Annotated in this window: 18 protein-coding genes and 1 riboswitch; of the genes, 2 read left to right on the top strand and 16 right to left on the bottom strand. The window is 44.2% G+C overall.

The annotated features are described in order from the left end of the window. Positions 1-159 precede the first annotated feature (159 nt). The gene (gldA, locus tag PO830_RS04650) at positions 160-1,056 is read left to right on the top strand and encodes a gliding motility-associated ABC transporter ATP-binding subunit GldA (protein WP_272852365.1); all 897 of its coding nucleotides are present in this window, start codon (positions 160-162) and stop codon (positions 1,054-1,056) included. Here the strand turns inward: gldA and PO830_RS04645 are convergent. From PO830_RS04645 to PO830_RS04575, 16 genes are all read right to left on the bottom strand, one after another. Then, positions 1,043-1,807, bottom strand: coding sequence for a head GIN domain-containing protein (locus tag PO830_RS04645; protein WP_272852364.1), 765 nt, complete (start codon positions 1,805-1,807; stop codon positions 1,043-1,045). The two genes, gldA and PO830_RS04645, sit on opposite strands and share 14 nt — an antisense overlap. Next, positions 1,804-2,919 (bottom strand): acyloxyacyl hydrolase, encoded by a 1,116-nt coding sequence (locus PO830_RS04640; RefSeq protein WP_272852363.1) that lies wholly within the window; start codon positions 2,917-2,919, stop codon positions 1,804-1,806. The genes PO830_RS04645 and PO830_RS04640 overlap by 4 nt, the downstream gene beginning before the upstream one ends. Before the next feature lie 25 nt (positions 2,920-2,944). After that, complete coding sequence (locus tag PO830_RS04635) at positions 2,945-3,688, bottom strand: head GIN domain-containing protein (RefSeq protein ID WP_272852362.1); 744 nt, start codon at positions 3,686-3,688, stop codon at positions 2,945-2,947. A gap of 10 nt (positions 3,689-3,698) precedes the next feature. Continuing rightward, positions 3,699-4,739 (bottom strand): acyloxyacyl hydrolase, encoded by a 1,041-nt coding sequence (locus PO830_RS04630; RefSeq protein ID WP_272852361.1) that lies wholly within the window; start codon positions 4,737-4,739, stop codon positions 3,699-3,701. A gap of 68 nt (positions 4,740-4,807) precedes the next feature. Further along, a complete protein-coding gene (locus PO830_RS04625; protein WP_272852360.1) occupies positions 4,808-5,761 on the bottom strand; it encodes a pyridoxal-phosphate dependent enzyme in 954 nt (317 codons plus the stop codon). Between the two features lie 17 nt (positions 5,762-5,778). Beyond that, the gene (locus tag PO830_RS04620; protein WP_272852359.1) at positions 5,779-6,411 is read right to left on the bottom strand and encodes a phosphoadenosine phosphosulfate reductase domain-containing protein; all 633 of its coding nucleotides are present in this window, start codon (positions 6,409-6,411) and stop codon (positions 5,779-5,781) included. A gap of 77 nt (positions 6,412-6,488) precedes the next feature. After that, on the bottom strand, positions 6,489-6,899 hold the full coding sequence (locus PO830_RS04615) for an RrF2 family transcriptional regulator (RefSeq protein ID WP_272852358.1): 411 nt from the start codon (positions 6,897-6,899) through the stop codon (positions 6,489-6,491). Beyond that, a complete protein-coding gene (locus PO830_RS04610) occupies positions 6,896-7,318 on the bottom strand; it encodes an OsmC family protein (RefSeq protein WP_272852357.1) in 423 nt (140 codons plus the stop codon). Before PO830_RS04610 ends, PO830_RS04615 begins: the two co-directional genes overlap by 4 nt. A gap of 30 nt (positions 7,319-7,348) precedes the next feature. After that, on the bottom strand, positions 7,349-8,305 hold the full coding sequence (gene metF, locus PO830_RS04605) for a methylenetetrahydrofolate reductase [NAD(P)H] (RefSeq protein ID WP_272852356.1): 957 nt from the start codon (positions 8,303-8,305) through the stop codon (positions 7,349-7,351). Beyond that, entirely contained in the window at positions 8,302-10,977 is a 2,676-nt protein-coding gene (gene metH / locus PO830_RS04600; protein ID WP_272852355.1) for a methionine synthase, read from the bottom strand. Before metH ends, metF begins: the two co-directional genes overlap by 4 nt. Beyond that, a complete protein-coding gene (locus PO830_RS04595; RefSeq protein WP_272852354.1) occupies positions 10,974-11,993 on the bottom strand; it encodes a homocysteine S-methyltransferase family protein in 1,020 nt (339 codons plus the stop codon). The genes metH and PO830_RS04595 overlap by 4 nt, the downstream gene beginning before the upstream one ends. Next, entirely contained in the window at positions 11,990-13,156 is a 1,167-nt protein-coding gene (locus tag PO830_RS04590) for a trans-sulfuration enzyme family protein (protein ID WP_272852353.1), read from the bottom strand. Before PO830_RS04590 ends, PO830_RS04595 begins: the two co-directional genes overlap by 4 nt. A gap of 3 nt (positions 13,157-13,159) precedes the next feature. Continuing rightward, the gene (locus PO830_RS14815; RefSeq protein ID WP_336375861.1) at positions 13,160-14,302 is read right to left on the bottom strand and encodes an aspartate kinase; all 1,143 of its coding nucleotides are present in this window, start codon (positions 14,300-14,302) and stop codon (positions 13,160-13,162) included. After that, positions 14,280-15,278 (bottom strand): alpha/beta fold hydrolase, encoded by a 999-nt coding sequence (locus tag PO830_RS14810; RefSeq protein ID WP_336375860.1) that lies wholly within the window; start codon positions 15,276-15,278, stop codon positions 14,280-14,282. The genes PO830_RS14815 and PO830_RS14810 overlap by 23 nt, the downstream gene beginning before the upstream one ends. Positions 15,279-15,343: 65 nt before the next feature. After that, entirely contained in the window at positions 15,344-16,636 is a 1,293-nt protein-coding gene (locus tag PO830_RS04580) for an O-acetylhomoserine aminocarboxypropyltransferase/cysteine synthase family protein (RefSeq protein ID WP_272852352.1), read from the bottom strand. Positions 16,637-16,752: 116 nt separating this feature from the next. Next, a riboswitch (SAM riboswitch) is annotated at positions 16,753-16,862 on the bottom strand. A 106-nt stretch (positions 16,863-16,968) separates the two neighbouring features. Continuing rightward, a complete protein-coding gene (locus PO830_RS04575; RefSeq protein WP_272852351.1) occupies positions 16,969-18,522 on the bottom strand; it encodes a hypothetical protein in 1,554 nt (517 codons plus the stop codon). Positions 18,523-18,672: 150 nt separating this feature from the next. On the opposite strand from PO830_RS04575, the gene PO830_RS04570 reads away from it, so the two are divergent. Further along, entirely contained in the window at positions 18,673-19,848 is a 1,176-nt protein-coding gene (locus PO830_RS04570) for a 2-isopropylmalate synthase (RefSeq protein WP_272852350.1), read from the top strand. The last annotated feature ends 3 nt before the right edge of the window (positions 19,849-19,851 follow it).

Below are 19,851 nucleotides of genomic sequence, written 5' to 3'. Positions count from 1 at the left end.
ACCGGCCCCGGATCCCTCTGTACCATAGAAGAACCAAAAGTTGAAATATGTAAAAAAATGCGTCATTGATCTCTGTTTGTATTGCTAAAGTAACCAATTACAGACAACAACAAAATTTTTTCGTCGTTTTTTTAAATACGTACCTTTACGACCTACAGTATGTCATTAGAAATTCAAAATATTAGCAAGCGATATGGCGATCAACTAGCGCTAGATTCGGTAAGCTTTGCGGTGCAGAAAGGGGAGATCGTCGGTTTTTTAGGCCCTAATGGTGCCGGTAAATCTACCTTGATGAAAATCCTCACCACCTATTTGCGCCCCTCTTCGGGTGATGCTCAGGTGAATGGGCACGGTGTTTCCGAAGAAAAACGGAAGGTGCAGCGAAGTATCGGGTATTTACCCGAACACAACCCCTTGTATACCGATATGTACGTACGAGAATATCTGGCCTTTACCGCCAAAACCTATGGCGTTTCCAAAGAACGTGTGGATAAGGTGGTACAGCAAACCGGACTCACTCCTGAGGTACGCAAAAAAATCGGGCAGCTTTCCAAAGGGTATCGACAGCGCGTAGGACTGGCGGCCGCGCTCATCCACGATCCTGAGGTCCTTATTTTAGATGAGCCTACCACCGGACTCGACCCCAACCAATTGATTGAAATCAGAGAGCTGATTAAAACCATTGGGAAAGAAAAAACGGTACTCCTTTCTACCCATATTATGCAAGAGGTCGAGGCCATTTGCGATCGTGTCATTATTATAAACAAAGGGTCGATTGTCTTAGATCAATCGCTTTCAGAATTAAAAGGAGGGCAACAACAAATTGTGACCGTAGCCTTCGATTATCGCGTGGAAACGGTAGCGCTTCAAGGCTTACCTAATGTCGATAAAGTGGAGAATCCAGGAGGGTTTCAGTATGACATCTATTTCAACACCAAGACCGATATGCGAAGTGAGGTTTTTGATTTTGCACATGACAATGGCTTGAAGATCTTACAGCTTCACCAACGCAACACCACCTTGGAAAAGTTATTTTCGGAACTTACTCAAAAATAAGGCGGCCTTCATACGGCTGTCGCACATCTACTTGGGGCGGTCTGTTAACAGAAATAACATTTCCTACACTTACGATATCTCCCACAATCGAGCGTTGTGGATTGACGATCATATCCTGACTACTGCGGTGAAACAAATTGATGTAATCAATTATTAAGTCCCGTGCCTCCACCCGGCAATCTCCGGCATACAGTCGGAAATTCGCCACCGTTGCCGAACCTGAGAGAAAAAAGTTTGAAAGTCCGTTTGCCACCACGTTCAGCTCATCTACGTCCAGGCGCATCTGAAAATCACCATCAATATGAAATTCGTCTTCGTCGGCACCGTCTTCTGAAAGCAAAGTGAGCTTCGGAAAGGCTAGCGTACCACGCCCCTCCACCATGAGACCTGAGCTATTTCGAATTTCGGTGAGATTAGGAACGGTAACAAAAACACGGGTCACGCCGTAATCCCGAACCAAATTACAGCCATTGTTATTGACAATAGAAAGTTGGCCGTCTGCTACGGTTAATTCGATGTCATTCAATAAATTTTCTCCGGTCTCTACAAACACCTTTTGTTCGGGTCCTTTCTGAACGATCAATTGGGTTCGTTCAAAAACTGTTACACGCGTAAAAGGCGGCACCACCATCTCCTCGAGCACCAAGTCTCCCGTCGCCTGAAAACAATTCAACCCTTTATCTGAATCGCACCCCAACAAGAGAACGAACAGCAATAGTGATAGATACCAGTGTGTTTTCAGTTTCATCATAATCGTATGCCAATTCCAAATTCAACACCTTCTGCTTTTGCCCAGTGGGCTTTTACCGTCACCGAAGCGTAAAATTGGTCTTTTATAAAATACCGCTTAAGACCCAATCGGTTATACACGCGGTTTTCAAACGCATAGGGCCAATATACGTAATAGCCAAGGTGACTTACAAATGCTACTTTATTAAAGCGTAGCTCATGCCCAACAAAAACTCCTACCCGCATAAAATCTTCGTCTCCGCTCAGACCGTCTTCAGGATAGGCAATGGAGCGAAATTTAATAAGTTCTTTCAGAAACATGGCTGCAAACACATCGACGCCTCCTACGAGGGTGCTTTTATAGTTGATTCTTTTGTCGACAAATCCCGAAAACACGTAAAAAGGCTCTTGACCCAACCCAATGACATCGCTTTCGTTCATTCCAAAGCGAAAGGCAACGTTATACTTCAGGCGCTCGGCATGACTGCTACTGGGCGGATCGTCTTTTTCGATAAACTCAGGCATGTTCTCGTGATCGATCAAGTAACTAACTCCCGCATTGAAAGCCCAGGTATTGGTACTATTATTGGGTGCCCGAAGGTTTGCATTGCTGTAGTGAATAATACTAAAACCGGCATGTACCCCCAACCCTTCCCAAATGTTTTCTTTTACGAAATTTGCCTTGAGGAAGGTGGTGCTCATAAAGCGAGTACCGTAGGCGTTGTTGATAAAATTTTCTTCTCTGTCGTAGGGTTTGGTTGTGTAGGCAACTCCCTGCCCCAGCCGAATCACCAAATGTCGTTTGAAGAAGTAAAAATTATAGTGTCCGTACAATCCGTAATTCTCTCCCAAGTATTGATTTACCATGTCCTGGTACGTGAACGTAACCCCCCAATCGGGATAGCGATGACGACGTTCCCATTCATTGAATCCGTAGGTTTTACGATTGTAGGTTAAGATAAGTCCGTAGGGATGGTCGGTAATGAGGTGAGCGATATCCGGATTGTGCTCTAGTATGCTTCCGTAAAAATAATCGACTTCAAGAGAGACCGGCTTCTGTTCTTTTGCATCTTGAGCCACCATAGCCGGAAAGCTTAAAATAAAACACAACAGGGGCAAAAAAGATGGTCTCATATTTTCAAGGTCGCGTAAAGATACATTAATCCACGAAAATGAGGCGGCCGGTATAAAATTCTTCTACTTCCACTACCGGCGGGCGATAATGCGACACTACATCTCCTACCCCTTGAATGTCTCCCCGCAACACTTGCAACGGATTTATAATCATTTTGTTAGCGCTACGCTGTTGTATTTGGAGTGTATCCACCAACAAATGTTCACCTTCTAAACGCGGAAATTCATCCGTAAAAGCAAACCGACCGCGACTTGCATTTCCATTCAAATAAAAAACGCTTTGTCCGTTGGCGGAAATAATTAATTCATTCACGTCGAGGGACAGTACAAAATCACCACTTTTTCGTGCGATGGAAACATTCCCTGAGGTATTGCTTAAGAGTCGGATTGACTCGAACCGCAACACCCCATCACTCTGCACCGCGTAAATAGAACTATTTCTAATCTCAGAGAGTTCCGGTACCGTTACAAAGGCCCGTACCGGTGCATAGTCTCGAACCAGATTGCAAGTGTTGGTATTTACAATAACAAGGGTATTCGCTACCACTGAAACCGAAACATCGGGTAGCACATTGGTTCCTGTTTCAATCGTTATACTCGCTTCAGGACCTTGACGCAAGATTAGTGATACTTCATTTTCTATTTGAATAGCATCGAAAAAAGGCATGATAAACTCTTGTTGCACCGTGTCTCCCGACGTTTGAACACAGTCCCAAGCGCTTTCAGAAGTACATCCGAAGCATCCCAGCATCAATAGTATGTAGTACATTTTTCTCATATCACATTCTAACCCCTATTCCAAATTCAACCCCTTCAACCTTGGCTCCATGAGATTTCAAGGTGATTGCCCCAAACCATTTGGGGTGAAATCGATACTTCAAACCGGCCCGAATATAGGTTCTTCCTTCAAAATCATAGGGATAGTACACGTAATATCCAAACTGCGAGAGCACCGAAAGCGCGTTAAAGTGCAGTTCGTGCCCTACAAAGACACCTACTCGTTTATAATCTTCCTGGCCGCTGAGCGTAGGATCAAGACCCGAACGATGTAAATAGCGAATCTCTTCTTTCAGAAAATAGGCGACAAAAAGATCGGCTCCCGCCTGCAGGCTACTTTTATAAGAAAGTCGCTTGTCTGCAAAGGCGGAAACAACCCAGAAGGGGTGCGATCCCAACCCCACATAATCACTTTGATTGCTCCCTCCACGCAAGACCACGTTCATGTGAATGGGTTCTTTGTATGGTTCATACACCGAATCCATACGCTGTTCGGCATTCGATTCCTTATGGTATCCCAGGGCGGCATGAAAGATCAAGGAGTTCATGCTGCTGTTCGGAGCTTTAAAGTTTCCGTTGGAGTAATGCAACAAACCCACACCCACTTGCAACTCCCATGGGTTCCATAGGCGAAAGCGAGCGGTGCTAAGCTGTAAATAGGTGGTGCTCAGCAAATGACTTCCGTAGGCGTTATTCTTAAAGTTAGTTTCGAGATCGAAGGGGTTTGTGGCATAAGCAACACCTTGGCCAATGCGCATTCGTAAATTTCTTCGGAAAAAATAGAAATTGAAATGTCCGTAGAGTCCGTAGGTATCCCCTAAGACCTCATTACCCGAAAACTGCGTGACCAGTGAAACTCCGTAGTCAGGATAGCCGTATTCCTGCTGCCATCGCTTCTTACCGTAGGTGGGTTTATTATATGCGAGCACAAGGCCAGTAGGATGCGTTCGCACCAGATGCGCAATGTCTTTATTGTGCCGCAATAGGGTGCCGTAATAGTACTGTCCCTCTATCCAGAAGGAAGGTAATACCGATTGTGCCATGCCAAGAAAGCCGCACAACATCAAGAAAAGACATGGGGCCGTTTTCACCTTGCAAAGAACGGAAATCTTCAGGAAAACGGCAGCTCCGAAAGCGTAACATTTCCGCCTGATAGCACAATCCCGATCTCGGTGTCCCGGAACCGTTGCTTTTCTTTGAGAACCGCTGCCAAAGCAACGGCACTGGAGGGTTCAACGACGATCTTCATACGTTCCCAAATGAGCTTCATAGCGAAGATAATTTCTGCTTCGGAAACACAAATAATATCACTCACGTGACGCTGAATGATCGGAAAATTTTGATCTCCTAAATGCGTTCGCAATCCGTCGGCCAGGGTTGCGGTGGTGGTATTGACTTGTATAGCGCCAGAATGAAATGACCGATACGCATCATCTGCTTCTTCAGGTTCGGCGCCAAAGGTGGTACATGAATTCCCAAAATAGTGGCCGGCTAAAGCGGTCCCGGCTAGGAGTCCGCCCCCGCCCACCGGGGCACAAAGCACAGTGACCCCCGGCTGATCCTCCAACAATTCCATGGCTGCCGTGGCATTTCCCAAAATGACGGGTAGGCTATTAGAGGGGTGTAGTGAAGTGGCGCCAGTCTCTTTCTGAATGCGGGCTGCGGCAGCTTCCCGTGCTTCGAGGGTCGCTTCACATTCGGTGACGGAAGCTCCATACCCTTTAACGGCTTCCTTTTTCACCTGAGGTGCGTTCTTCGGCATGACCACATACGCAGGAACGCCTAATTCGTTAGCCGCTAGTGCGACCGCCTGACCAAAGTTCCCAGAAGAATGCGTCACCACGCCACGTTCACGTTGTTCTTCCGATAATTGCAAAATAGCGTGAGCGGCTCCGCGCATTTTAAAGGCGCCCATTCGTTGGAAATTCTCACATTTAAAAAACAAGGAAGCGCCACTTATTCGATTGAGAGTTTTGGAGGTCCAAATTGGAGTTCGATGAATATACGGCGCAATTTCGCGCTGCGTTTGCTGAAGTTCTTTTTCCGTAGGAATGACCGTGTCCATACCACGAAAATAGGAATTTATCCCGGTAAATGTATGCCGCACTCCCGGTTTTCTAAAGCCTTTATCGGATCGTAATAAGCTGTCGCTTTGGGCAAGTGATATGTTTTCAAATAGTCGTCCATTTCTTCATCCGAAAAATGATAGAAGGGGCACACTTTTAAGATACCTTCTTCTGTAAACGACAGTATATTCAATTGATCTCTATGCGCCGTCTGCCCCTTCCGAAGATTCGTAAACCATAAGTCGGGAGCCAATCGATCGATGGCACTTTTGAAAGGTAAAGTTTTCATAAGGGTTGAAATCCTTTCGTGGTTGGGATTGTCAATGCTAGGTGCTCCTAGCCATGCGTTCATATAGGCGGTAGTATACGGCGGTGTAGCGATTTCAAGTTGTAATGAGAATCGCTCTTGCAACTGCTGTGCATGGGCATATGTTTCCGGAAGGTTGTACCCGGTATCGCACCACAATACTGAAAGGTTGACATCTTGTTGGTAGGTTGCATGCAGTAAGGCGGCAGAATAGGTGCCGAAACTAGTGCTTACTAAAGGACAATTAGACAGTCCCAAGGTAAAAGAAATAATCTCTTCAGGGGTTTCATAGCGTAGGTTTTCATTAAAGAGCGCTATATTCTTTGGGGATATCTTCGTCATTACTTAAATCCTATAGGTTTACTAGATTTTACAAATATACAGTTTCTAAGAAGACCCCACATCTCGAACGTACAAGTTTATATAACCAAGTCGGCTAAGGTAGTGTTGCTCAGTATTTTTAGCGTATTGTCCCGAACCTGAATCATCACCTTATGGATGCCACAGCTGGATTCATCTTTACAGTCCTCACATTTTTCATAGAAATTTAAACTAACACAGGGAACCATGGCAATGGGACCTTCCAAAATTCGATAGACATGCGTAAGGGGTATATCTGCAGCCTGTTTTCGCAAATAATAGCCACCCCCTTTTCCTTTTTTGGAACCGAGATACCCAGCTTTCCGAAGACTCAATAGAATACTTTCTAGAAATTTCCGTGAGATATTTTCAGCGTCGGAAATTTCAGCAATGGCAATCGGCCCCTTTCCCGTGCGTTTTGCCAGGTAGGCCAAGGCTTTAAATCCGTATTTGGTCTTCCTTGAGATCATGAGATCACAGTACCATTTAGGGTAAGGTCGTAGGTTATAGCCACCGATTTTTCTAAGGTGATGGAAACGGAACAATATTTTTCAAAACTGAGTTTCGCAGCTCGCAAGGCTTTGGCGGGATCAATTTCCCCTTCCAGATGAATGGCCACATGCATGGCTTCAAAAGGTTTGGCACCCTTCACTTCTTTTCGGTCGCCGCGTACTTCAACCCCGTAATGGGTGATAGTTTGCCGCTGCTTTTTTAAGATCATGATCACGTCTATAGCGCTACAACCCCCAATTCCCATAAGCAATAATTCCATCGGACTAGCGCCTTTTGGGGACACATCGGTTTTATTATCAATATAAACCGGCACCTCACTTCCGCCGGTGCCTTTGAACAAGTATTCATCGTTAATTCGCTCTAAGGAAACCTCCATATCAAAAATTTTCCTTAAAGATACAGTATCCTAAAAAACCGACTGTGCTATGGCCTTAATATTATCGCTTTTTCCCATCGAATAATAATGCAGGATTGGAACCCCGGCAGCGATTAATTCTCGGCTCTGCTGAATGCACCATTCGATTCCGATAGTTCGTACAGCGGAATTGTCTTTCGCTTTGATTACTGACATTACGAGTTCATCGGGAAGGCCCACACTGAAACGGTGCGGAATTAAATTAAGTTGCTTTTTGGTAGCGATTGGCTTTAAACCGGGAATGATAGGAACGGTAATCCCCGCCTCTCGACAAGCACTTACAAATTGAAAGTACTTCTTATTATCAAAAAACATTTGGGTCACTACATAGGTAGCACCTTCCTTTATTTTCTTCTTCAAAAAATGAATATCGCTCTCCATACTAGGCGCCTCCAGATGCTTTTCGGGGTATCCGGCCACTCCAATGCAAAAATCGGTGGGAGTACTGTTTTGCAATTCTTCATCTAAATACACTCCCTGATTCATATGCGAAATTTGCCCTACCAGTTCATTCGCATAGCGATGCCCTTCTTTTTCTGCGGAAAAATAAATTTCACTCTTCACGGCATCACCTCGTAAGGCCATTACATTATCGATCCCTAAAAATCCTAGATCTATAAGGAAATTTTCGGTATCTTCTTTACTGAAACCACCACACAGTATGTGGGGAATCGCATCTACGTCATATTTGTTCTGAATAGCGGCACAAATCCCTACAGTGCCCGGGCGCTTGCGTACCACCTTTTTCTCCAGCAAGCCGTTCTTTAACTCTTTATAGACATATTCTTCTCGATGATACGTCACGTCAATAAAAGGTGGATTAAATTCCATAAGGGGATCAATATTGTCGAAAATAGACTGAATATTCTGCCCTTTTAAAGGGGGAAGTATCTCAAACGAGAATAAGGTGTTTCCATTCGCTTCTTTGATATGGTCGATTACTTTCATGGGGTATCTGCAATTGTGGGTGACAGCCACTGTTGGGCTTTTTCTATGGTGATATTTTTTCGGTTTGCATAATCGGCAACCTGGTCTTGTGTAATTTTTCCAACGCCAAAATAACGTGCTTCAGGATGCGCGAAGTAATAGCCTGAAACGGAAGCCGCCGGCCACATAGCCAAACTTTCTGTGAGGGTGACGCCAATGCGCTCTTCCACTTGTAGTAGCTTCCAAATGGTTTCTTTTTCAAGATGGTCGGGACAGGCAGGATAGCCGGGAGCGGGGCGAATTCCGTTATATGCTTCTTTAATAAGTGCGTCGTTATCGAGGTTTTCTTCGGAAGCATAGCCCCAATGCCTTTTCCGAACCTGCTCATGAAGGTATTCTGCGGAAGCTTCCGCAAGACGATCCGCCAGGGCTTTTATCATGATCGCATTGTAATCGTCATGAGCCGTTTCGAAGGCTTTGGCTCGTTGTTCGGTTCCGAAGCCAGCACTCACGCAAAAGGCCCCAATGTAATCTTGAATTTCCGAATCTTTCGGAGCGATATAGTCGGCGAGCGCGATATTGGGTCTCCCCGAACTTTTTTCTTTCTGCTGGCGTAGCGTTCTAAAATGGTAGGTTTGTGTTCCGGAGCAAACTTCAATATCGTCGTGGTTCACCTGATTGGCGGGGAATAACCCAAAGACCGCTTTTGCCTGCAACCATTTTTCGGAAATCACTTTCCGAAGCATCTGCTGGGCATCCGAAAACAGCTCGGTTGCTTGAGGGCCGACTACGGCATCGTTCAAAATTTCAGGATATTTTCCATGGAGGTCCCAACTTCGGAAGAAGGGCGTCCAGTCGATATACGGCACCAGTATCTCTAAAGGAATGTCATCCATTTGTTGGACGCCAAGCTCCTTGGGAGTTAACATATCCGAAGCGTCCCAATCGATCTGTAATTTGTTGGCTCTCGCAGCTTCAAGAGAGACATAACTCTTTTCTGTTTGCCGATTGAGAAAACGATCTCTAAAATGGGCATATTCGCTTTTCAGATTTTTCTGGTAGTCCGCTTTTCGATCTTTTTGAAGCAGTTCTCCCACCACGGTAACAGCGCGTGAGGCATCATTTACATGCACTACCGCATGGGCGTATTCGGGATCGATCTTTACAGCGGTATGCGCTTTGCTCGTGGTAGCACCGCCAATGAGCAAGGGAACCTCAAAGTTCTTTCGCTTCATCTCTTTAGCAACAAACACCATTTCGTCAAGAGAGGGCGTTATGAGTCCGCTTAGCCCAATAATATCTACTTGTTCCTCTTGTGCCGTAGCAAGAATCTTTTCCGGCGGCACCATGACCCCCAAGTCAATGATCTTGTAGTTATTACAAGCTAAAACAACGGAAACAATATTCTTCCCAATATCATGCACATCGCCCTTAACGGTAGCCAACAATACCTTTCCCTGCGGTTGAGAATGTTCGTCTTTTTCTTCTTCGATATACGGAAGGAGATATGCTACTGCTTTCTTCATCACACGGGCACTTTTCACCACTTGCGGCAGAAACATTTTTCCACTTCCGAAGAGATCGCCCACCACGTTCATTCCGGTCATTAAATGACCTTCAATCACTTCGATGGGACGGGCAACGGATTGCCTCGCTTTCTCCACGTCGGTTTCAATAAACGCATCGATTCCTTTCACCAGCGAACGTGTAATTCGGTCCTGCAGCGGCTCTTCACGCCATGACAGGTCTACTGTGCTTTTCTTTTCGGCACCTTTCACCGTTTCAGCGAACTCCAGCAAACGTTCGGTAGCGTCATCTCTGCGATTAAGAATAACATCTTCCACATGCGTCAATAAATCCTTCGGAATATCATCATAGACTTCCAAAAGCGTCGGATTGACGATCCCCATATTCATTCCCGCCTCAATAGCATGATACAGAAAAACCGAGTGCATGGCTTCTCGCACCGTATTATTTCCGCGGAAACTAAACGACACATTGCTCACGCCACCACTCACGCTGCAATGCGGCAAGTTGCTACGTACCCATCGGGTTCCTTCGATAAAATCGGTTGCATTTTTTCGATGTTCGTCCATGCCCGTAGCCACGGGAAAAATATTTAGGTCAAAAATGATGTCTTCCGGCGGAAACCCAACACCATTGACCAAAAGATCGTAGCTGCGTTTGGCAATTTCAATACGGCGTTCGTAGGTATCGGCTTGCCCCGTTTCATCAAACGCCATCACAATAACGGCCGCTCCGTAGCGCCTGATTAGAGTAGCCTGACGAACAAATTCTTCTTCGCCCTCCTTCAGACTGATCGAATTCACGACACATTTTCCTTGAACGACTTGCAGTCCCGCCTCTATGATGTCCCATTTCGAACTGTCAATCATTATAGGAACACGCGCTATATCGGGTTCAGCTATTACCAAATTCAGAAAGGTGACCATGGCTTCTTTACCATCGATGAGACCGTCGTCCATGTTAATATCGATAATTTGCGCCCCGTTCTCCACCTGTTCGCGCGCAATGGCCAGCGCCTCCTCGTACTGTTTTTGTTCAATCAAGCGCAGAAAGCGACGAGAGCCGGCCACATTGGTACGTTCCCCAACGTTTATAAAATTACTTTCGGGGGTAATGACCAGGGGTTCAAGCCCTGATAATCGCAAATATCGTGCTTCCCTACTCATACTGATTTCAGGGTGTTAGTGCGTAGTGAAAAAGATCGTGGCGAATACTTTTCGACCAAGGTTGCGATGGCTTTGATGTGCTCGGGAGTCGTTCCGCAGCAGCCCCCGATGATATTGATCAAATTCTTATCGAGGTAGGTTTCAATCTGTCGCGCCATTTCGGTGGGGGTTTCATCGTATTCTCCAAAGGCATTTGGCAAGCCGGCATTTGGATAAGCGGAAACCGCCAAGTTTGAATGTCTTGCCAACACTTCCAAATGCGGCGTGAGTTGTTTTGCCCCTAATGCACAGTTAAAGCCAATGCTCAACAAGGGTACGTGAGATACCGAGATCAAAAAGGCCTCTGCCGTTTGCCCTGAAAGCGTTCTTCCGGAGGCATCGGTAATGGTTCCACTGAGCATCACGGGCACTTGTTGGTTTCGCTCTTCTTTTAGTTCTTCAATGGCAAACAGTGCTGCTTTTGCATTCAATGTATCAAACACCGTTTCCACCAGTAACACATCTACGCCGCCATCCAGCAAGGCTGCGGCCTGTTGTTTGTAGGCCACACGGAGCTCCTCGAAGGAAATGGCTCGAAAACCAGGATTATTCACATCGGGAGACAAGCTTGCCGTTTTATTGGTAGGCCCCATCGCTCCGGCAACAAACCTAGGTTTTTCGGGTGTTTTTCGAGTAAACTCACGCGCTACTTCTTTAGCGATTTTAGCCGACTCATAATTTAATTCGTACACCAAATCTTCCATACCGTAATCGGCCATAGCGATGGTGGTGCCTGAAAAGGTATTGGTTTCTACAATATCGGCTCCTGCTTCAAAATAGTTGGCATGTATTGTAGCGATAGCTTCAGGCTGAGTGAGACTTAATAAATCATTATTACCCTGTACCGGATGACGGTGATCTTTAAAACGTTCCCCTCGAAAATCAGCTTCTGTAAAATGATAGCGTTGTAACATGGTGCCCATGGCGCCGTCTAAGACTAGAATTCGATTTTGTAATGCTTTCTCTAAAGTGGTCATAAATTATTTAGGGCTTGTTTTATATCTTGAATAATATCTTCTATGTGTTCCAATCCTACGGAAATTCTAATGAGACCATCCGTTATCCCAACCTCCCACCGCTCTTCTTTTGATAATTTATGGTGCGTTGTGGAGGCCGGATGGGTCACGATAGTTCTTGTGTCGCCCAAGTTAGCCGAGAGCGAACAAAGCTGCAAGCGATTCAAAAAATTCCGTCCAGCTTCTAATCCACCCTTCAACTCAAAGGCAACAATGTTTCCGCCTCGTTTCATTTGTTTTTTGGCAATCGCACATTGCGGATGTGTGGGTAAGAACGGATAGGCAACATGTGCTACCTTGCTGTTACCGCTTAAAAAGTGAGCCACTTTATCAGCACTATCGCAGTGTTGTTCTACACGAACTGCGAGGGTCTCGAGACTTTTAGATAAGACCCATGCATTGAAAGGTGATAATGCCGGACCCGAATTTCGGGAAAACAAATAAATTTCGCGTATTAGATCCGCGCGACCCACGGTCACACCTCCTAACACTCGTCCTTGTCCGTCGATCAACTTGGTAGCTGAATGAATGACCAAATCAGCACCAAAGGTAATGGGTTGTTGTAAATAAGGAGTCGCAAAACAATTATCAATGATTAAAATAAGGTTGTGTTTTTTTGCAATACGTCCTAACAAGGCCAGATCTAAGATCGCCACAGCCGGATTCGTGGGTGTTTCCGCATATAAAACTTTTGTGTTAGGTTGAATCAGAGATTCCAACGTCGCTGTTTCATTCACCTTAAAATAGGTGGTATTGATACTCCATTTTGGGAGGAATTTAGTAAATAGTGTATGGGTTGATCCAAAAACGCTTCGGCATGAAACAATGTGGTCTCCACTATTCAACAAGGCAGCCAAGGTGGAAAAAACCGCACTCATTCCTGTGGCAAAAGCATAACCAGATTCTGCACCTTCTAAGGCGCACATCTTTTCGACAAACTCAGTATTATTAGGGTTGGTAAACCGACTGTAAATGTTTCGTTCTTTTTCCTCTGAAAAAGAAGCTCTCATATCTTCTGCATCTTCAAAGACAAAACTCGAGGTTAGGTACAAAGGCGTAGAATGTTCCAAATACTGGGAACGATCTATTTGCCTGCGAATAGCTGCTGTTTCCATATGTTTCATCTCCTAGACAATTCTTTCCGAAAGTCGTAACACATCGCCCAATACACCTCTAGCCGTTACTGCTGCTCCGGCTCCGGCTCCTTGAATCACAATAGGGTGATTTCCGTAGTTCTCGGTATAAATCTCAAATATAGAATCACTACCCTGCAAATGTCCCAATGCACTACTTTTAGGGACCGAAACCAAGGAAACTTGCAATTTTGCACCATCAACTTTTGAAAGGTCGCCATGCAAATCACCAACATATCGAAGCACCTGATTGGAACCCAGATTCTTCCGTTTGATTTGAAACCCCACGTTGAATTCTTCTAAACGATCCATAAATTCATTATTAGGGATGTCTCGTAAGTTCTCCGGGATTAAATTTTGAATGGAAATATCTTCAAACTCATTGTGTAAATCGAGCTCACGTGCTAGAATCAACAACTTTCTTCCTACATCATTTCCACACAAATCCTCGCGAGGATCGGGTTCGGTATATCCTTTTGAAATAGCCTGTCGTAAGACCTCACTAAAAGGTAAATTACCTTCAGAAAAAGTATTAAAAATATAGCTCAGCGATCCCGAAAACACGCCTTTGATTCGAGTAATATTCTCTCCAGAAAGATGCAATAGTTGAATTGTATCTACTAAGGGGAGACCGGCTCCAACATTGGTTTCATACAAGTACTGCTTTCGTTTTTCAAACAACAGCTTCCTCAAGGACTTATAGGAATCGAAGGCCAAGGTATTGGCTATTTTATTCGATGAAACCAAATGAAACCCATGTTTTACCAAGGTTTGGTAATCGGATACAAAGGTGGAACTCGCTGTATTATCAATGGCAATTACATTTGATAAGTTCTTCGATTTTGAAAAATTAATTACATCCCGAATATTGTAGGGTTGACCTTTCGTTTTCTTTTCATCACGCCAATTTTCGCTGATTCCTTCTTCGTTTAATATCAATCGAGTGCTGTTGGCAATGGCAAATACGGTCAATTCGATATCACGGCGACGGGAAATTTCACTTTTGGAGCTTATGATTTGATCAATCAGTATCGCCCCCACATTTCCGTGACCAAAAATAGCAAGATGTACGCGTCGTTTCCTTATAGATTTTAAGTCAATCAGTGATGGTTGACTATTCAATAGTTGCACACTCATACTGTTGTTTTTTAGGGGTTATTTGCTGGAAAATTGGAGATAGAATAGTTGATAATTGGTCAAACTCGATCAAAAACGCATCGTGACCATGTATCGAGTTAATTTGATGGTAGTACAAATTAGTTTTGATTTTACTGAAAAGCTTATAGGTGTCAAGAATTTCATCATTAGTATAAAAACCATCGGTATTGATCCCAATTAGATGCACGGAAGCAGCTATATCTTTCACAGATGCGATGAAGTTTCCGGTCTGTCGAGCTATGTTCGCTGTTGTCAATAAGTGGTTCATTAATTGGTATGCCTGCAATTGGAATCGAGTTTCCAATCGCTTACCATGATAAAACAACCAGCTTTCAACGGCGTAGATAGAAGTACTTTCTTGACGTCGTCGATTAAATTTTTCTCCTAGCGACTGCGGCGTTCGGTAGAAGGTCATGGCATGCATTCGAGCGTCCTGTAAAGGTTTTTCAGAATGTTTCAGGATTTGCTTCTGGATTCGGCATTGAGCAATCACCCAATCACTGGCCTTCCAATCACTGGCAATTGGAATTAAATGCTGAACCAGCTGCGGACGCAACGCGGCCAATTGCCATGCGATAGTTCCGCCCAAGGATCCTCCAATCACAGCAAAGAGCGACTCAATTTGTAGTATATCAATGCCCTTTAAAAAAAGTTGAGCTACGTCCAAAACTGAAAGATCGGTGTAGTTCTCAATTAGAAATCCATTGTAACCATTTCCGGGAACATTAAAGCAGAGCACCGAAAATTGGGTAGTATCGATGCATTTTCCCTCACCAATGAGGGTGTTCCACCATCCGTCATCGCCTGCGATGTGGCTATTTCCTGTTAGAGCATGATTAACCAAAACCACGGGGGCTTGGTTGAGCGGTCTTCCGAAGCATTCATAGCTCAGCGGAATATGATCAAAGACAAATCCCGATTCGGTTTTGTAGTGAGATATATTGATTGTTTTCATCATCCTTCGTTTTTCAGAAAAAGGAGTCGACTCATAGCTGGAGTCGACCCCTACTTCTCCTGTTTCTATACAAATTCAGGTTTTCTAATGGCAGCGAAGGCATGTTCAAGATCGTCGATTAGATCTTGTAGACTTTCAAGTCCTACGGAAAGTCGAATTAAGTCCTTGGAAACCCCTGCTTTCAATTGATCTACATCACTTAATTGTTGGTGCGTTGTGCTGGCCGGATGAATTATTAATGATTTGGTGTCTCCAATATTCGCCAGCAGAGAGAATACTTGTGTTGTATCAGCCACAACTTTGGCAGCCGCATACCCTCCTTTCAAGCCAAAGGTAACAATCCCACTCTGCCCATGAGGCAAATATTTATCGGCGAGCGATTTATACTTGTTGCATTCAAGTCCCGGATATTGTACCCAGGCTACCTCTTCGTGTTGCTGTAACCATTGGGCTAATGCCAAAGCATTTTCAGAATGTTTCTTAATTCGAACTTCCAACGTTTCCAACCCTTGAATAATCTGGAATGCGTTGTAGGGACTCAAAGCCGCTCCAAAATCACGTAGGCCCTCCACCCGAATCTTAGCGATAAATGCGGCTTCGCCCAAGGCATCAGAATAAACTAACCCGTGGTAGCCGGGTGAGGGCTCTGTGAATTCAGGGAATTTTCCGTTGGTCCAATCAAAGGTACCTGCATCAATAATTGCACCTCCGAGGGAAGTTCCGTTTCCACAGACGTATTTCGTCAATGAATGAATTACGAGATTGGCTCCGTATTTAATTGGGTTTAATAAATAAGGGGTCGCTACCGTATTATCAACTATCAAGGGGATTTTATAGGCTTTCGCTTGCTTGGAAATGGCTTCAATATCTAGCACATCTAACTTTGGATTCCCAAGGGATTCTACAAATACAGCACGGGTATTTTCCTGAATTGCGGTTCCGAAATTTTGTGGGTCTGACGCCTCAACGAAGGTCGTTTCTATACCTAATCTTCGGAGGGTGACATTTAAAAGATTAAAGGTCCCTCCATATAAACTATTCGAAGCTATGATGTGATCACCACTACGTAATAGCGTAAGAAGTGTCGTGGCAATGGCCGACGTTCCCGAAGCGGTAACTACAGCTCCTATACCCCCTTCCAAAGCTGCCAAGCGCTGTTCGAGGATGTCGTTGGTTGGATTGTTTAACCGTGTATAAATAAAGCCGGGAGTCGCCAAACTGAATAGATCAGCGGCGTGCTTGCTGTCATTAAATACATAACTTGTGGATTGATAAATAGGAACCGCTCGGGTGCCCTTGTTGTCTTGGACGGTGTGTCCTGCGTGCAACGCTTGCGTTGCAAATTTGTGTGTACTCATTTTCTTCTATTTTGAGTTGAACAATAGTTAAACTCAAAGCCAAAATGCGTCTTGCGACGTATCTACCAGAAGAATGTTATAAGAATTTAGAAGACAACTCAGAAAGAATTGTCGTTTCGTTATCTATTCCCGATTTGCGGGATAGAATGTAGCACCTTCACCGATTGGAATCGGAGGGTTGCTAAGGCTTCGCAGGGTCTATTCCCTCCACCTTTCTTGATAACATCACAGTAAAAGTTTGAACTTTGATTGTTACAAAGGTTATAAAACAAATTCATAACCTCCAAATAATTTCCATCTTTTCAGAAAATTAAATGACAAAAATGGCTGCTTTATTTGTGGAGAGAAGGATGGCGAGCCGCTTTTTCGCGAATGATCTCCGGAATGGATTTACCGCTTATATGACTCTCCAACCACGATAGAATATCCAAATACAAAAAGCTTCGCCTTTCGTAGGGATCATCTTCATAACTTTTTAGTTTCGTGTATAAGTTTCGGAATTCCTGCTTCAGATCATGGGGATAGATATTACCTAAGTTTCGCAAGAACCTAATCATTTCCTTCTGAACTTGATACAGATCTTCTGTTTTCCGCAGAAATTTATACGTGCTCTTAATTAAACGGTCCAAGTGATAATCCTCCCCCGCCTCATAATGCGCCACCAAATTCAATATTCTGGAATAACACAATAAATCTTCACGCATCTCTAACGACTTATTGGAAATGATCTTATCAAGGTATTCAATACATTTTTTATTCTGTCCTGCACCGAAATAGAGACAGGCAATTTTGTAATAAAACAACATGACGTGATGATCATCCAGTCGCTGCTTATGCTCGCGGATTCCCGTAAGTACTTCCGACTCTAGTGCAAGGCCGTCTTCAAAAGTTCCTTCCATGAAATGGAGATTTATCTTATGGGAATAACGATGTAGGAATATGAGTGACTTGACATTGTCGTCTCTGGGAAAATCAGGTTTTTCCACAGTCGCTTCAAACCGTTCCAGCGCTTCTTTAAAACGAGAAATGTCTTGAATGTAGAACAGTGCTTCTAACAAATATTGTTGTCCGCGTAAAAAGAACACGGGATTTAAGGTAATCATCTCGGGATGTTCGTAAAACAGGTGAACCCATTTTAAGGCATAGCGATAACAAGCTTTGAAATCCTGACTTAAAAAACTGTACCACAAATAGGCCTTATTGAGCCATAATTTCTCTCGAAACCCTAAACTTTCTATATCGTATTCGGGCATACGATCGTGAAAATATTGCGAGATGTTTTGAAACTCAGCATCACTTTTTACATAGCCGGTTTTCAGGAAAATTCCGTAGAGCTGTAAAGACAAATTACTCAATTTACTCGCCAACACATTTAACTTACTCAAATGGGCAGCTTGAACGGTCAATTCGTCGGCTCTATTGCTGATACTTCTGGTGATGTATTGCGATTCGATCACCTTTTCCAGTTCAATGATCTCATAAGCACTATTTTTTTCTTCATACTGCAGCGCTAAGTTTTTTGCCTTGTCCAAGATTTTCAGACTTTGGTGGTACAATCCCTTATGATATAAAATGCTCGCAAAATCTAATTGTTCTCGAATCTGAACGCGAATATTTTGATGCGCCGGACTCAATCGTAAACTGACCAGCAGCTGCTTGTAGAGATGTGCTTTTAAGTTGGAGAGCTGTCGCTTTTTAATACTTCCGTTTTTGAGAATTTCCGCTTCATCATAGGAAGGAAGTTTTTCTAAAACATCGAAAAGTGCCATGAACTTGGCATCTTCATTTACGCCCAAGCGACCTACGTACAACTTGAATTGTCGTTTTTCAGATTTGGTCAACGACTGTACCAAATCAAATAAAGCATCCTTTACAATCTTGGGCATAGTAATTTATGATTACGCAACAAAATGATTATCAAGTATTTAATTTTATTCTTCGGAAGTTAAACCTCGTAATACAATGTGCTCCTTCTCTCATTTTATTCAAGCCAAAGTATACATTCGTCTTGCATTATAAAAATTTTATCTGCAGAAATGGCCACAACACAGATTCAAATTTTCGATACTACCCTACGCGATGGGGAGCAAGTTCCGGGATGTAAACTCGACACCGATCAAAAAGTCATCATCGCGCGACAGCTAGATTCTCTGGGCGTAGATGTTATTGAAGCCGGATTCCCCATCTCCAGTCCGGGAGACTTCAATTCAGTTGCAAAAGTTTCAGAAATCGTGGAACAAGCAACGGTATGCGGACTCACACGTGCCGTGAAAAAAGATATTGAAGTGGCCGCGGAAGCGCTTCAGAAGGCCAAAAAACCGCGAATTCATACCGGTATCGGAACTTCCGATTCTCATATCAAACACAAGTTCAACAGTACGCGGGAAGCCATACTAGAACGCGCCTTTGAGGCCGTACGCTATGCCAAATCTTTTGTTGAAGATGTAGAATTCTATGCCGAAGATGCCGGACGAACGGATAACGAATATTTAGCCCGTGTTTGTGAAGTAGCCATCAAAGCGGGAGCTACCGTTCTCAACATTCCAGATACCACCGGTTATTGTTTACCCAGCGAATACGGGGCGAAGATCAAATACCTGGTAGAGCATGTGAAAGGCATTGATAAGGCCATTCTTTCCTGTCACTGTCACAATGATTTGGGGCTCGCCACAGCAAATTCAATTGAAGGGGTTATTAACGGTGCCCGGCAGATTGAATGTACGCTTAATGGTATTGGCGAACGCGCCGGAAATACAGCATTGGAAGAGGTGGTTATGATTTTGAAACAGCATCCATACTTAGCGCTGGATACCAACATCCAGACTAAGGAACTTTACAAAACCAGTCAGTTGGTCTCTAAACACATGGGCATTTACACCCAGCCGAACAAAGCCATTGTAGGCTCAAATGCCTTTGCGCATAGTTCGGGGATTCATCAGGACGGCATGATCAAAAATCGTGAAACTTACGAGATTATCGACCCTAAAGAAGTAGGCGTCACCGATTCTGCCATCGTGCTCACCGCGCGCAGTGGAAGAGCCGCGTTAGCCTATCGCGCCAGAAAGCTTGGTTACGAACTCACCAAGCTTCAGTTAGATGTCGTATACCAAAACTTTTTGGCCTATGCCGATCGCAAAAAAGAGATCGAAGATACCGACATCCATCAGATCATCGAAACCAGCAATGTGTATCAACAGATTATTTCTGCCTAAAAG

It is taken from the genome of Altibacter sp. HG106 (assembly GCF_028561755.1).
Taxonomy (GTDB): domain Bacteria; phylum Bacteroidota; class Bacteroidia; order Flavobacteriales; family Flavobacteriaceae; genus DFVG01.
The sequence above is the reverse complement of the archived record's forward strand: the minus strand, read 5'-3'. Positions and strand labels throughout refer to the sequence as shown.

What these genes read in the sequence shown, in the direction of transcription:
- gldA (WP_272852365.1), top strand. Translation starts at nt 160, where the DNA reads ATGTCATTAGAAATTCAAAATATTAGCAAGCGATATGGCGATCAACTA.
- PO830_RS04645 (WP_272852364.1), bottom strand. Translation starts at nt 1,807, where the DNA reads ATGATGAAACTGAAAACACACTGGTATCTATCACTATTGCTGTTCGTT.
- PO830_RS04640 (WP_272852363.1), bottom strand. Translation starts at nt 2,919, where the DNA reads ATGAGACCATCTTTTTTGCCCCTGTTGTGTTTTATTTTAAGCTTTCCG.
- PO830_RS04635 (WP_272852362.1), bottom strand. Translation starts at nt 3,688, where the DNA reads ATGTACTACATACTATTGATGCTGGGATGCTTCGGATGTACTTCTGAA.
- PO830_RS04630 (WP_272852361.1), bottom strand. Translation starts at nt 4,739, where the DNA reads ATGGCACAATCGGTATTACCTTCCTTCTGGATAGAGGGACAGTACTAT.
- PO830_RS04625 (WP_272852360.1), bottom strand. Translation starts at nt 5,761, where the DNA reads ATGGACACGGTCATTCCTACGGAAAAAGAACTTCAGCAAACGCAGCGC.
- PO830_RS04620 (WP_272852359.1), bottom strand. Translation starts at nt 6,411, where the DNA reads ATGACGAAGATATCCCCAAAGAATATAGCGCTCTTTAATGAAAACCTA.
- PO830_RS04615 (WP_272852358.1), bottom strand. Translation starts at nt 6,899, where the DNA reads ATGATCTCAAGGAAGACCAAATACGGATTTAAAGCCTTGGCCTACCTG.
- PO830_RS04610 (WP_272852357.1), bottom strand. Translation starts at nt 7,318, where the DNA reads ATGGAGGTTTCCTTAGAGCGAATTAACGATGAATACTTGTTCAAAGGC.
- metF (WP_272852356.1), bottom strand. Translation starts at nt 8,305, where the DNA reads ATGAAAGTAATCGACCATATCAAAGAAGCGAATGGAAACACCTTATTC.
- metH (WP_272852355.1), bottom strand. Translation starts at nt 10,977, where the DNA reads ATGAGTAGGGAAGCACGATATTTGCGATTATCAGGGCTTGAACCCCTG.
- PO830_RS04595 (WP_272852354.1), bottom strand. Translation starts at nt 11,993, where the DNA reads ATGACCACTTTAGAGAAAGCATTACAAAATCGAATTCTAGTCTTAGAC.
- PO830_RS04590 (WP_272852353.1), bottom strand. Translation starts at nt 13,156, where the DNA reads ATGAAACATATGGAAACAGCAGCTATTCGCAGGCAAATAGATCGTTCC.
- PO830_RS14815 (WP_336375861.1), bottom strand. Translation starts at nt 14,302, where the DNA reads ATGAGTGTGCAACTATTGAATAGTCAACCATCACTGATTGACTTAAAA.
- PO830_RS14810 (WP_336375860.1), bottom strand. Translation starts at nt 15,278, where the DNA reads ATGAAAACAATCAATATATCTCACTACAAAACCGAATCGGGATTTGTC.
- PO830_RS04580 (WP_272852352.1), bottom strand. Translation starts at nt 16,636, where the DNA reads ATGAGTACACACAAATTTGCAACGCAAGCGTTGCACGCAGGACACACC.
- PO830_RS04575 (WP_272852351.1), bottom strand. Translation starts at nt 18,522, where the DNA reads ATGCCCAAGATTGTAAAGGATGCTTTATTTGATTTGGTACAGTCGTTG.
- PO830_RS04570 (WP_272852350.1), top strand. Translation starts at nt 18,673, where the DNA reads ATGGCCACAACACAGATTCAAATTTTCGATACTACCCTACGCGATGGG.